Source organism: Pseudomonas sp. KCJK9016 (genome assembly GCF_046231795.1).
GTDB lineage: Bacteria > Pseudomonadota > Gammaproteobacteria > Pseudomonadales > Pseudomonadaceae > Aquipseudomonas > Aquipseudomonas bananamidigenes.
In genome coordinates this window covers 20,738-34,366 of record NZ_JBJJMM010000030.1, presented here as the reverse complement: position 1 = coordinate 34,366, position 13,629 = coordinate 20,738, and the positions used below count along the sequence as shown (strand labels likewise).

The following is a 13,629-nucleotide window of genomic DNA, read 5'->3' as shown; positions in this document are numbered from 1 at the left end:
CTGCTGATACGACCGTGTGGTCACTCAGAGGTTGCGTTTGTTTCGCCGTTTTCCTGGAGCGGCAGACAAACGCGAAACAGGGCGCCTTCGTTGATCTTGCTTTCGACGACGATGGAGCCGCCATGGGCGGCGACGATCTGCTCGGAAATGAACAGACCCAGCCCGAGACCGGCGACCACCGTCTTGGCGGAGACCCGTTCGAACTGTTGAAAAATGCGTTTCTGGTTCTCTTCGCTGATGCCGATGCCCCGATCCGCAACTTCCACCCGGGCTTCATTGCCTTCACGATAAACCCGGACCTGGATCGGACTCTTGCCGCCATAACGCAGGGCGTTGGTCAGCAGATTCGTGACCACCTGCTCGATACGAAACTCGTCCCAGTGCCCTTCTACCGGGCCATCCGCAGTGAAGCTGACTTCGGTTTCGGCCGCTTCGATCTGCTGGGCGAAGTTTTGCAGCAGATTGTCCACCAGTTGCACAAGATCGAACCGGCTCGGGCGGATCGACAGTTTGCCGGTGCGGATACGCGACACGTCGAGCATGTCCTCGATCAGACGGATCAGGCTTTTGATCTGCCGCTCGTCGCGGTCGACCATGGCGTGCATCTTGTCGAGGGTGAACGCGGCGGCGTTATCGCGGGCCAAATGCATTTTGCGCAACTGGGTCTCGAGAATAAGGCCGTTGAGCGGCGTGCGCACTTCATGGGCGACGATCGACATGAAATCGTCCCGCATGCGCACCGCCTGCTCCAGTTCGCCCTGGGTGCTCTGCAACTGTTGAAGCAATGCCTCCTGTTCGCGGCGACTCTGCTCCAGTGCTTCCACCTGTTGTTTCATCGCCTTGCTGTGGCGATAGAGGTCGACAAAGACATTGACCTTGCTCTTCACCGCATGGATATCGAGCGGCTTGTGCAAGAAGTCCACCGCCCCGCTTTCATAACCCTTGAACGCGTAGTTCAGCTCACGACCGGCGGCGCTGACGAAGATGATCGGGATGTTCTTGGTTTTCTCGGTGCCGCGCATCAGCTCGGCCAGCTCGAAACCGTTCATGCCGGGCATCTGGACATCGAGGATGGCCATGGCGAACTCATGTTGCAGCAGCAGCGACAGCGCCTCGTCCGCCGACAGCGCTTTGTAGACGGTGCGATCTTCTCGTTTGATCAGTGCCTCGAGCGCCAGCAGGTTCTCGGGCAGATCGTCGACGATCAGCAGTTTTGCCTGGATATTACTCAGCATGCGATTCGTTCCAGCTCGACAAGCAGATGGCCGATGCCGTGGATGGGAAGTATGTGGTCCGGTTGGTGAATCTTCAGTGCAGCCTCGGGCATGGTTGCCACCAGAGCGTCTTGAGGATCCTGAACGATGGTCAGCCCGCCGTGGCGCTTGACCTGCGCCAGGCCTTGCGCACCGTCGTGATTGGCCCCGGTCAGCAACACGGCAGCCAGCGCAGGGCCGTAGACATCGGCGGCGGACTCGAACAGAAAATCGATCGACGGCCGTGAATGATGCAGACGGTCTTCCAGACTCAGCGACAGGCTGCGGTCCTGCTCCACCGACAAGTGGTAACCGGGTGCAGCGAAATACACAGTGCCGGGCTTGATGTCCTGCTTGTCCAGGGCCTCAGTGACTGGCAGCGCCAACCGCCGGGCAAACACCTCGGCCAGCTGACTGCGTCGTTCTTCCGGCAGGTGCAGCACAATAATGATCGGCAGAACGAAGCCCGCCCGAAGTGCACCGAGCATCGTCATCAAGGCTTCGACACCACCGGCCGAAGCTCCGACCACAATCGCCTCGACCCTGGGCAGATCCGTTGCACTGTTCATGATTTGCGGTAGATCCGTTCTTGTTTCACCAGGGGATCGAACTTGTTGGAATAGCCGGAGAAATCCAGCGTCTCCTTGCTGCCCAGCACCAGGAAACCTCGGTGGCAAAGCGATTCATGAAACAATCCGAACGCTCGATCCTGAAGTTTTTTATTGAAATAAATCAACACGTTACGACATGAAATTAATTGAGTTTCGGAGAATACGCTATCCGTCGCCAGGCTGTGGTCGGCGAAAGTCACGTTCTCGCACAGGCTCTTGTCGAAAATCGCGTAACCGTACGCAGCCGTGTAGTAGTCGGCAAACGAGCGCTGACCGCCGGCCTGCTGGTAATTGGCGGTGTAGGCGCGCACGTTCTCCATAGAGAAAATCCCCTGCTTGGCCTTGTCCAGCGAACGCGGATTGATGTCGGTGGCGTAGATGATCGTGCGATCGAGCAGACCCTCTTCGCGCAGCAGGATCGCCATCGAATAGACCTCCTCGCCGGTGCTGCACCCGGCGATCCAGATCTTGATCGACGGATAGGTCTTGAGCAGCGGCACCACTTCCTGCCGGATGGCCAGAAAATGCGACGGATCGCGGAACATCTCGCTGACCGGAATCGTCAGCAATTGCAGCAATTGCATGAAGGCGGTTGGGTCATGCAGGACTTTTTCCTGCAGTGCCGAAATGGTCGCGCATTCGAACTGACTCAACGCATGCTGCACCCGGCGCTTGATCGAAGCGCCGGAGTAGTCACGAAAGTCATAGCTGTACTTGAGGTAGATCGCCTCGATCAGCAAGCGCAATTCGATTTCGCTGTTTCGTTCTGTCGAATGACTGCGTTCCACTAAATGCGTTCCATCTTCGGCAACCACACGCGAATCAGCGAGAACAGGCGATCCAGGTCAATGGGCTTGGCCAGATAATCATTGGCACCGGCCTGCAGGCAGCGCTCCTGATCGTCTTTCATGGCCTTGGCCGTCACCGCGATGATCGGCAGCTTGCGCCAGCGCGGATCCTTGCGGATTTCCAGGGTGGCTTCAAAACCATCCATTTCCGGCATCATCACGTCCATCAGCACCAGATCGATGTCCTCGACTTCATTCAGTCTTTCAATCGCTTCACGGCCGTTCCGGCCGATCACCACGACTGCCCCCTTGGTTTCCAGCGCGCTGGTCAGCGCAAAGATGTTGCGTACATCGTCGTCCACCAGCAGCACTTTACGGCCCTCGAAGACCTTGTCGCGACTGCGGGCGGTCTTGAGCATCTTCTGCCGCTCATGGGACAACTGCGATTCGACTTTGTGCAGAAAGAGTGTGACTTCGTCCAGCAGACGCTCCGGCGAGCGCGCCCCCTTGATGATGATCGAGCGCGAATACTTGCGCAGTTCGGCCTCTTCATCGCGCGTCATGTTGCGCCCGGTGTAGACGATCACCGGAGGAAACGAGCAGATGTCTTCGGTGGACATGCGCTTGAGCAGATCGTTGCCAAGCATGTCCGGCAGCTTCAGGTCGATGACCATGCAATCGAAGATCGTCGTGCGCAAAAGCTCCAGTGCGTCCTGGGCCAGGCCGACAGCGGTGATTTCGATGTCGTCGTCGCCGATCAGCCGGGCGATGCTTTCCCGCTGCAGGTCATCGTCTTCAACCAGCAGCACGCGTTTGACCTTCTGGGTCAGTTTGGCTTCAAGACGCGCGAACACGTCCTTGAGCTCTTCGCGGGTGGTCGGTTTGACCGCGTAACCGATGGCACCCATGTGCATGGCCGCCTCGACGCGGTCTTCCACGGAAATCACGTGCACCGGAATGTGTCGGGTTTCGGCGTGTTCTTTCAGACGTTGCAGGACGGTCAGGCCGGAGTGGTCCGGCAGGCGCATGTCTAGCAGAATCGCATCCGGCACGAACTCTTTCGCCAGGTCGTAACCTTCATCCGCGCCGTGGGCCACCAGGCACTGATAGCCCAGTTCGTGGGCCAGGTCGTAGAGGATATGGGCGAAGTTCGGCTCGTCTTCCACCACCAGAATGCAGCGGGTATCGAATGGCGCCTTGTTACGGTCGTCGTTGAAACGTGGGATATCGACGGTCGCCAGCGGCGAGACCTCCAGATTCGGTGCGGCCACCGGCGCCGGCGGTGCCAGCGTCAGCGGTGCGAGCGCCTTTTCGGCCCCTTCGCTGTAGTGCTGCGGCATTACCAGGGTAAACACACTGCCCTGCCCCGGCGCGCTGCTGACGCTGATCGAACCGCCCAGCAACATCGCCAGATCCCGGGAAATCGACAGCCCCAGACCGGTACCGCCGTACTTGCGGTTGGTGGTGCCATCGGCCTGACGGAAAGCTTCGAAAATGCTTTCCTGCTGATCTGCCGCGATGCCGATCCCCGAATCACGCACGATAAAGGCAATGCGCTCGTCCGGCTGGCCGGCGATGGTCAGGCTGACTTTGCCGTGTTCGGTGAATTTCACGGCGTTGGACAGCAGATTCTTGATCACCTGCTCCAGACGCTGACGGTCGGTGAACAGCGTCACCGGCGCATCCGGCTGCAACTCAACCTCAAACGCCAGTTGCTTGTCTGCCGCCAACGGTTCGAACACGCTGCGCAGACTGTCGGCCAGACGCGCCACGCTGGTGCTTTCCGGAACCACTTCCAGTTTGCCGGCTTCGACCTTGGAAATATCAAGAATGTCGTTGATCAGGTTGAGCAGATCGTTGCCGGCGGAGTAGATCGACTCGGCGAACTTCACCTGTTCGGCGCTGAGATTTTCCTGTGGGTTTTCCGCCAGCAACTTGGCCAGGATCAGCGAACTGTTCAGCGGCGTGCGCAGTTCGTGAGACATGTTGGCCAGGAATTCGGACTTGTATTTGCTCGAACGCTGAAGCTCTTCGGCACGCTCTTCCAATTGCACCTGAGCCTGATTGAGCTCAGTGTTCTTGCGGTCCATGGCATCGCGTTGCTCAGCCAGGGTCAGCGCCTGTTCAGCCAGTTGCTCGTTGGTCTGTTCCAGCTCCACTTGCTGGGTTTCCAGATGCGCCTGGGACTCCTTGAGAATCCGCGACTGTTCCTCCAGCTCTTCGTTGGCGGTTTTCAGCTCTTCCTGCTGTACCTGCAACTCTTCGTTCAACTGCTGGGTTTCGGCCAGCACTTCCTGCAGACGCTGGCGATAACGCGCCGCCTCGATGGACGTGCCGATGTTGCCGGCAATTAATTCGAGCAGCGCCACATCGCGCTCGGTCAGCGGACGCAGGAAGCCCAGTTCGATCACACCATTGACCCGGTCGTCATCGCTGGTCGGCACCACCAGCACACTGTGCGGCAGGCCTTCACCCAGACCGGAGCTGACCTTGAAGTAATCGGCCGGCACCGAATCGAGACGAATCAGCCGCGCCTGCTGCGCCGCCTGGCCAACGATACCTTCGTCGCTATAGAGGGATTGTTCCTGCTGTTCCTGCTCACGGGAGAAACCGTAAGTCGCCACACGCTTCAGGCCACCATGTTCTTCGCGCACGTACAACGCCGCGACGGCAGTGCCCAGGTATTGCGCGCAGAATTGCAGGATATTGCGGCCCAACAGATTGAGCGTCAGTTGCCCCAGCACCTGCTCGGCCAACTCAGTCTGGCCGGTGCGTAACCAGGCCTGCTGCTCCAGGCGCTCGGCGCTGGCCTGCTGCGCAGCCAGATTGGCGCCATAGCTGCTGGAAAGACTGAGCAGATCGCGACGGCCGATATAGGCCAGCAAACCGCTGATGCCGGCAATGAACAACAGGTACAGGCTGATGCTCCAGATCGTCGTACGGCGCACATCCTCATTACGAGTGGTGCGTAACGTCTGCTCGGTGTCGATCACGTCTTCGAATTGCTTGCGGATTTCATCGGTCAGGCGCTTGCCGCGACCGGCCTTGACCGCACCCTTGTAATCACCGCTGGCGCGCTGCAGGTCGATCATCGATTGCGCGTAGGTCGCCCACTCGGTCTGCAGTGCCTGCAGGCGACGCAGGCGGTCGGTCTGAACCGGGTTGTCGGCCGTCAGTTCCAGCAAGGTGTTGAGAGCCACGGCAATACGCGGTTTGGCGGTTTCATAGGGATCGAGGAAATGCTCGTCACCACTGAGCAGGAAACCGCGCATGCCGGTTTCCAGGTCGACCGTGAGTTTTACCGCTTCGTTGGCGTTATTGATCACCCGGTCGGTGTGCTCCACCCACTGGATTGTCGACAACAGATAAGTGATCAATGAAACAAAAAATACGGCACTGACGACGCCGACGCCCAAAGGCAGACTGACGTTACGGCTCAGGAGTTTGCGAAAGCGTTGCTCATCAACCGAAGACGGAGTGGACATGTGGCAGCCTTGTCGAACTGTCGAAAACCAGAGAGTTTGCCCCAAAATGGCGGCATGGATCCATTTTTCTCACAGTGTTAGCACTGTTTTCCCACATTTGCCTGCACCGAATCGCCAGCCAACGGTTATCCTGCGTGCCCGTCTGGCGCTGTTCTTTTTTGTATCCATTCGGGAACTTGTGGCCATGCGCCACTTACTCATGCAAGAGCCCGGCAAAATCCTTCGACCGGCGCCATCGCCCCCCCCCCTTCTTGAGAGCCGCCACTATGTCCACCGCCACACCCACCATCCTTGTAGTAGAAGACGACACCATTGTGCGCATGCTGATCGTCGACGTGCTGGAGGAACTGGACTTCAAGGTGCTGGAAGCTGATGGCAGCGAACAGGCTCTGTCGATCATCCAGGATGTGAATCAGCACATCGATCTGATGATGACCGACGTCGGGTTGCCGATCATGGATGGTCGTCAACTGGCCAGCGAAGCGCGCAACGTGCGTCCGGCCCTGCCGATTCTGTTCGCCAGCGGCTATGCCGAGACCATCGAAGTGCCGGCGGATATGCATGTAATCGGCAAACCGTTCTCGATCGATCAATTGCGCGACAAGGTGAAAAGCGTACTGAATCAACACTGATACATCGATCTTCAGCGCGGATTCACTCTCGGGATATGTTTTAATCCGCGCGCTTTTTTCCCTTCTCTTTCGCTCTTCAGGAAACACCTTTTCATGAGTCAGCCCGCAACCAAAGTCCTCGTCATTGGTTACGTCTGGCCGGAGCCCCGTTCGTCCGCGGCGAGCGGGCACGTGATGCAGATTCTCGAGACCTTCCTGCAACAGGGCTGGGATATTACGTTTGCCAGCCCTGCGGGCGTTGGCGAACATCCCGCCGATCTTGCCGAACTGGGCATTCGCACGGTTCCGATCGAGTTGAACAACAGCAGTTTCGATGTTTTCGTCAGCGAACTGGCGCCGGATATCGTGCTGTTCGACCAGTTCATGATTGAAGAGCAATTCGGCTGGCGCGTGGAAAAACACTGTCCCGATGCTCTGCGTGTACTGGAAACATCGGACCTGCAGAGTTTACGGCACGCTCGTCATCAACGCTTGAAGGATCGGCTGAAGGCCAGCGATGACGCGAATGACTTCCATGCGTTGTTCGCACCTGCACTGCGCGAAGAATTCGAGCGGATGGCAGACACCGATCTGGCCAAACGCGAGATAGCCGCGCTCTACCGCTGCGATCTGAACCTGATGATTTCACAGGTAGAAATCGAGCTGCTGGTGCAGCAGTTCAACTTGCCACGCCATTTACTGCACTGGTGTCCGTTAATGGTCGAACCACCGGCCACACCGGCGAAAGCCTTTGCAGATCGCGCGCACTTTCTCAGTATTGGTAACTTCCGCCATGCCCCCAACTGGGACGCGGTTCTATGGTTGAAGTCGACCGTCTGGCCGCTGATCCGCGAACAGCTCCCGAAAGCGCAACTGCACATCTACGGCGCCTACACGCCGCCCAAGGCTGCGGCGCTGCACAATGCCGCGCAGGGTTTTCACATCATGAATTGGGCCGAGGATGCATTGCAGGTCATGTCTGATGCGCGCGTGTGCCTGGCGCCCTTGCGCTTCGGCGCGGGAATCAAGGGCAAACTGATCGATGCCATGCTCTGCGGAACGCCGAGTGTCACCACGCCGATCGGCGCTGAAGGCATGCACACCGATCAGCCCTGGCCGGGCGCCATTTGTCGTACGGCGCAGGATCTGGCCAATGCCGCCGTCGAGTTGTATCGCGACGAGGCCCGCTGGCAGACAGCCCGGTCTCAGGGGCAGGCGCTGCTCAGCGAAGTTTACCCGCAGTCCGTCCATGGACCGGCATTGATCAACAAGTTGCAAGAATGTCGCGACACTATTGTTCAACTAAGACGTGACAACTTTATCGGCAGCATGTTGCGTCACCACGCTCATAAGAGCACGCAATACATGGCCCAATGGATTGAAGCCAAGAACCAGCACAAATAACTTTCTTGAAACCTGAAAAAACAATAACCAACAACTTGCATCAATCCCGGCATCGTCAATTCAGCCACCGTACCTTATAAACATTCTGCCCGCGCTGCCTGCATGTTTTACAGGCACAGCGCACTAATCGAAACTTACGCAGGATGCACACATGAGTACCAATAACTGGATGGGTTCTACACCCGCCATTGATGTATTGTCGATTTCCGAACTGACCTTGCCGGGGACCCATAACGCCGGCAGTGACTGGCGCGCCTCGTATCCGTTTTTCGGCCCGCCGCGCCACTGGCTGGCGTGTCAGCACGATACTTTCATCACCCAGTTGAACCTTGGCTCCAGAGCGCTCGACATCCGCCTGACCCATGACGCCCAGGCAGAAGGCCCGGACAGGTTCGTCATGCATCATAACGGCCACCGAAACTCTCGAACCCTTGGGCGACTGTTCAACGACGTCAATAAGTTCCTGGACAACAACCCGGACGAATTCATTGTATTGGACTTCCACAGTCTCGACGGTGACGACTTCGACTACGACTACTTCAATAAAATGATGATGCACTTTCTGGGTCACCGCCTTGTGCCTCGCCGAAACTTGTCTTTGAGTCTTCGAGAACTCAAGCGACTTCACACACAACAACGTGTGTTCGCGGCCGCAAGATCCCATTGGCAACTGGATCACACGGTATTTCACGAATCGATCAGCCATCGGTGGTCCGGCAATGGCATTACCAGTCCGGATGAATTGAGACAGTACATTGGCAGTGTCTTGCAGAACCCGCCGGGGACCTGGCGTCCCTGGTCATTGTCCGCCACCAGTTACACCGCCCTTGGCGGCCCCGTCGACATACACGACGAGTTGAACGAGTGGTTCGACCTGGACAAAAGTGACTGGGCATTGAAGTGCAACATCATCAACGTCGACTTCATGGAAGAGTCGGACCTGGTGGAGTTCTGCCGGATAGCCAGTTTGATGAAAGCCCGACAACGCACTTGATGGCCCGCCTGCAGGCTGGCGCAACCCGCCTGCAAAGAGGCATGATCGCCGGGCGATAACAAAAAAGTGCCCAGCCATGACCCGCACAGCCCGCGTGACCGACCCCTCTTACGAACTGATGGATGACCACAACGGGTTGTCCATCATCTACCGCCAGCACGGTTTCCCCTGCCCGCTGGTGCGCTGGCACTTTCACAAGGAATACGAGTTGCATTTGATTGTCGCCAGCTCGGGCAAGGTGTTCATCGGCGACTACATCGGCAATTTCCACCCGCAGACGCTGTTTCTGACCGGCCCCAACCTGCCGCACAACTGGATCAGCCAGGTGGCCGAAGACGAAGTGGTCGAAAAACGCGACATGCTGGTCAACTTCACCGATGAGCTGTTCGAAAGCGGCCATCAAGTGTTTGCCGAGCTGAAAACCCTGGCGCCATTGCTGGAGCGTGCCCAGTACGGCATTGAGTTCCGTTGTCCGCGCACGATCCGCCAGGCCACAAATCTGATGCAGAAGATTGCCGACACCCGGGGTATCACCCGTCTGGGGCACTTTTTCATTTTGATGGAGCTGCTCGCCGCCACTGACGACTACCAACTGCTGTCAGGCGTGACCACCCCGCAACTGGCCGATGAACACAACATCGACCGCACCAACCGCGCAGTGGATTACATCTTCGCCCACTACGCCCGCGAACTGCCGCTGGAGGAAGTCGCCGAGCATCTGGGCATGAAGCCGACCTACTTCAGTCGTGTGTTCAAACAGGCGACGGGACGCAACTTCATCGAGTTCGTCAATCGTCTGCGCATCAGCAAATCCTGCGAGCTGCTGGCGGACGGTGACAAACCGGTGACCGAGGTGTGCTTCGAGTCGGGCTTCAACAATATCTCCAATTTCAATCGACGCTTTCAGCAGCTCAAAGGCATGACACCCTCACACTACCGGCGTCTGGTGGTGCAGCGTCTGACGGAGCAAAACCACGGCTGAATGCCGAAAACCTGTACGGTTTCATTACCCTCGCCCTCCTGAAATGCCCTTCCCTGTGCTGACCGCCTCAATCCCGAGTGCAAAAAAGTATCGATTCAAGTGCTAGGGATGATTTGTCAGTCCTGCGTCAGAAGGCTGTAATCAGTGCACATTCTTCCCCCGCCGGAAGAACACAAAAACAATAACTGTCCTTCTGTCCCCCGCCGGGTGCAGAAAAGGAGTGCACGATGCAACCCACTGCAAAAGCTCTGCTGGCCCTCACCTGCATGACCCTCAGCAGCGTCAGCCTTGGCGCCCAGACCCTGACCATCGCCACCGTCAACAACAGCGACATGATCCGCATGCAAAAGCTCTCGAAAACCTTCGAGACCGAGCACCCGGACATCAAGCTGAATTGGGTCGTGCTGGAAGAAAACGTCCTGCGCCAGCGCCTGACCACCGACATTGCCACCCAGGGCGGCCAGTTCGACGTGTTGACCATCGGCATGTACGAAGCCGCACTCTGGGGCGCCAAGGGCTGGCTTGAGCCAATGAAGGACCTGCCAGCCAGTTACGCCCTCGATGATGTGTTCCCGTCGGTGCGTGAAGGCCTGTCGGTCAAGGGTTCGCTGTATGCCCTGCCGTTCTACGCCGAAAGCTCGATCACCTATTACCGCACCGACCTGTTCAAGGACGCCGGCCTGACCATGCCCGAGCGTCCGACCTGGGAGCAGATCGCAGGCTTCGCCGAAAAGCTGACCAACAAGGACAAGGAACAATACGGCATCTGCCTGCGCGGCAAGGCCGGCTGGGGCGAGAACATGGCGTTGATCACGACCGTGGCCAACGCCTATGGCGCGCGCTGGTTCGATGAGCAGTGGAAACCGGAATTCAGCGGCCCGGAATGGAAAAACGCGCTGAACTTCTACGTCGACACCATGAAGAAGTCCGGCCCACCCGGCGCATCCAGCAACGGTTTCAACGAAAACCTCGCGCTGTTCAACAGCGGCAAATGCGCGATATGGGTCGATGCCAGCGTTGCCGGCTCGTTCGTCACCGACAAGACCCAAAGCAAGGTCGCCGATCATGTCGGCTTCACCTATGCGCCGCATCAGGTCACCGACAAAGGCTCGGCCTGGCTGTACTCGTGGGCACTGGCGATTCCCACCAGTTCCAAAGCCAAGGACGCTGCCAAAACGTTCAGCGCGTGGGCCACCTCCAAAGAGTACGGCGAACTGGTCGCCAAGACCGACGGCATCGCCAACGTACCACCGGGCACCCGCGCCTCGACCTACAGCGACGCTTACATGAGTGCCGCGCCTTTCGCCAAGGTCACGCTGGAATCGCTCAAAGCGGCTGACCCGAGCAAGCCGACCCTCAAACCCGTGCCTTACATCGGCATTCAACTGGTGACCATTCCCGAGTTCCAGGGCATCGGCACCCAGGTCGGCAAACTGTTCTCGGCCGCGCTGATCGGCCAGACCACGGTCGACCAGGCGCTGACCGCTGCCCAGCAAACCACCGAACGCGAGATGAAGCGCGCGGGTTATCCGAAGTAACCGCTCCTGATTTCAAGTGTGGCGAGGGAGCTTGCTCCCGCCGGCTGCAAAGCGGCCCCAAAAACCAGACATGCGGTTTATCAGACAGACCGTGTTGACCGGTTAACGACTGCTTCGCAGCCGAGCGGGAGCAAGCTCCCTCGCCACAGATATCTCGCTGTTTCCGAGTAAGTGACCACCGCCATGAATACTTCAACTGCCAAAGCACACATCGACCTGTCGCAACCCCGGCGCAAAAACCGCGTGGCCAACCCCGGCTGGTTTCTGGTCAGCCCGTCGGTGGCCCTGTTGCTGCTGTGGATGATCGTGCCGCTGGGCATGACCGTCTATTTCTCGATGATTCGCTACAACCTGCTCGACCCGGGCATCAACGAGTTTGTCGGGCTGGATAACTTCACTTTCTTTCTGACCGACTCCGGGTTCCTGCCCGGTGCCACCAACACGTTGTTGCTGGTGGGCAGCGTGCTGCTGATCAGCGTGGTGTTCGGCGTGTTGATCAGTGCGCTGCTGGAAGCCAGTGAATTCCTCGGTCGCGGCATCGTGCGGGTGATGCTGATTTCGCCGTTCTTCATCATGCCCACGGTCGGGGCGCTGATCTGGAAGAACCTGATCTTCCACCCGGTGTCCGGAATCCTGGCTTACATCTGGAAGCTGTTCGGCGCACAACCGGTGGACTGGCTGGCCCATTACCCGCTGCTGTCGATCATCATCATTGTGTCGTGGCAATGGCTGCCCTTCGCGATCCTGATCCTGATGACGGCCATGCAGTCCCTCGACCAGGAACAGAAAGAAGCCGCCCGCCTCGACGGCGCCGGTCCCGTCGCGATTTTCTGGCACCTGACCCTGCCACATCTGGCGCGACCGATTGCCGTGGTGGTGATGATCGAAACCATCTTCCTGCTGTCGGTGTTCGCCGAAATCTTCACCACCACCAACGGCGGCCCCGGCTACGCCTCGACCAACCTCGCCTACCTGATCTACAACCAGGCGCTGGTGCAGTTCGACGTCGGCATGGCCTCGGCCGGCGGCCTGATCGCCGTGGTCATCGCCAACATCGCCGCGATCATTCTGGTGCGGATGATCGGCAAAAACCTGACTGACAAAGCCTGAGGCCTGCCATGACTCTTCAACAATCCCGCCGGCTGCAAAGCCTGCTGCTCGGCACACTGGCCTGGGCCATCGCGATCATCATTTTCTTCCCGATCTTCTGGATGGTGCTGACCAGTTTCAAGACCGAAATCGACGCCTTCGCCACGCCGCCGCAGTTGTTCTTCACGCCGACGCTGGAGAACTACCTGCACATCAACGAGCGCAGCGACTACTTCAGTTTCGCCTGGAACTCGGTGGTGATTTCCTTCAGCGCCACGGCCCTGTGCCTGCTGATCGCGGTGCCGGCGGCCTACTCGATGGCGTTCTACGAAACCCAGCGCACCAAAGGCACGCTGCTGTGGATGCTCTCCACCAAGATGCTGCCGCCGGTGGGCGTACTGATGCCGATCTACCTGCTGGCCAAGAGTTTCGGCCTGTTGGATACACGCATCGCGCTGATCGTGATCTACACGCTGATCAACCTGCCGATCGTGGTCTGGATGGTTTACACCTACTTCAAGGACATCCCCAAAGACATCCTCGAAGCCGCCCGCCTCGACGGCGCCACCCTTGCCCAGGAAATGCTCCGCGTGCTGCTGCCCATCGCCAAGGGCGGCCTGGCCTCGACCGTGCTGCTGTCGCTGATCCTGTGCTGGAACGAGGCGTTCTGGTCGCTGAACCTGACCTCGTCCAAAGCCGCGCCCCTGACCGCGTTGATCGCCTCCTACTCAAGCCCCGAAGGCTTGTTCTGGGCCAAGTTGTCAGCCGTGTCGACCCTGGCCTGCGCGCCGATCCTGATCTTTGGCTGGATCAGCCAGAAACAACTGGTCCGCGGCCTGTCGTTCGGCGCCGTGAAATAGCCCTCAAAGAATTC

At 58.5% G+C, this 13,629-nt stretch carries 11 protein-coding genes; 7 read left to right on the top strand and 4 right to left on the bottom strand.

Features of this window, described 5'->3' with window-relative positions:
* Window positions 1-20 precede the first annotated feature (20 nt).
* The 4 genes from ACK6BI_RS23845 to ACK6BI_RS23830 are packed head-to-tail and all read right to left on the bottom strand — an operon-like array spanning window position 21 to window position 6,137.
* Window positions 21-1,235 carry an ATP-binding protein gene (locus ACK6BI_RS23845; RefSeq protein ID WP_409318992.1) on the bottom strand — a complete coding sequence of 405 codons (1,215 nt, stop codon included), beginning with the start codon at window positions 1,233-1,235 and terminating at the stop codon, window positions 21-23.
* Entirely contained in the window at window positions 1,229-1,822 is a 594-nt protein-coding gene (locus tag ACK6BI_RS23840; RefSeq protein WP_409318991.1) for a chemotaxis protein CheB, read from the bottom strand. Before ACK6BI_RS23840 ends, ACK6BI_RS23845 begins: the two co-directional genes overlap by 7 nt.
* Window positions 1,819-2,652: a CheR family methyltransferase gene (locus tag ACK6BI_RS23835; protein WP_409318990.1), complete on the bottom strand. Its 834-nt coding sequence runs from the start codon at window positions 2,650-2,652 to the stop codon at window positions 1,819-1,821. The genes ACK6BI_RS23840 and ACK6BI_RS23835 overlap by 4 nt, the downstream gene beginning before the upstream one ends.
* Window positions 2,652-6,137 (bottom strand): response regulator, encoded by a 3,486-nt coding sequence (locus ACK6BI_RS23830; RefSeq protein WP_409318989.1) that lies wholly within the window; start codon window positions 6,135-6,137, stop codon window positions 2,652-2,654. The genes ACK6BI_RS23835 and ACK6BI_RS23830 overlap by 1 nt, the downstream gene beginning before the upstream one ends.
* A 266-nt stretch (window positions 6,138-6,403) precedes the next feature.
* Between ACK6BI_RS23830 and ACK6BI_RS23825 the strand changes: the two genes are divergently transcribed.
* From ACK6BI_RS23825 to ACK6BI_RS23795, 7 genes are all read left to right on the top strand, one after another.
* Window positions 6,404-6,769 carry a response regulator gene (locus ACK6BI_RS23825; RefSeq protein WP_409318988.1) on the top strand — a complete coding sequence of 122 codons (366 nt, stop codon included), beginning with the start codon at window positions 6,404-6,406 and terminating at the stop codon, window positions 6,767-6,769.
* Between the two features lie 93 nt (window positions 6,770-6,862).
* Entirely contained in the window at window positions 6,863-8,152 is a 1,290-nt protein-coding gene (locus ACK6BI_RS23820; protein WP_409318987.1) for a glycosyltransferase, read from the top strand.
* Between the two features lie 151 nt (window positions 8,153-8,303).
* Entirely contained in the window at window positions 8,304-9,146 is an 843-nt protein-coding gene (locus tag ACK6BI_RS23815; RefSeq protein ID WP_409318986.1) for a phospholipase, read from the top strand.
* 76 nt (window positions 9,147-9,222) lie between these two features.
* Complete coding sequence (locus ACK6BI_RS23810) at window positions 9,223-10,128, top strand: AraC family transcriptional regulator (RefSeq protein ID WP_409318985.1); 906 nt, start codon at window positions 9,223-9,225, stop codon at window positions 10,126-10,128.
* Window positions 10,129-10,355: 227 nt separating this feature from the next.
* A complete protein-coding gene (locus tag ACK6BI_RS23805) occupies window positions 10,356-11,666 on the top strand; it encodes an ABC transporter substrate-binding protein (protein WP_409318984.1) in 1,311 nt (436 codons plus the stop codon).
* A 183-nt stretch (window positions 11,667-11,849) separates the two neighbouring features.
* Complete coding sequence (locus tag ACK6BI_RS23800; protein ID WP_260523464.1) at window positions 11,850-12,776, top strand: carbohydrate ABC transporter permease; 927 nt, start codon at window positions 11,850-11,852, stop codon at window positions 12,774-12,776.
* A gap of 8 nt (window positions 12,777-12,784) precedes the next feature.
* The gene (locus tag ACK6BI_RS23795) at window positions 12,785-13,615 is read left to right on the top strand and encodes a carbohydrate ABC transporter permease (RefSeq protein WP_085709773.1); all 831 of its coding nucleotides are present in this window, start codon (window positions 12,785-12,787) and stop codon (window positions 13,613-13,615) included.
* The last annotated feature ends 14 nt before the right edge of the window (window positions 13,616-13,629 follow it).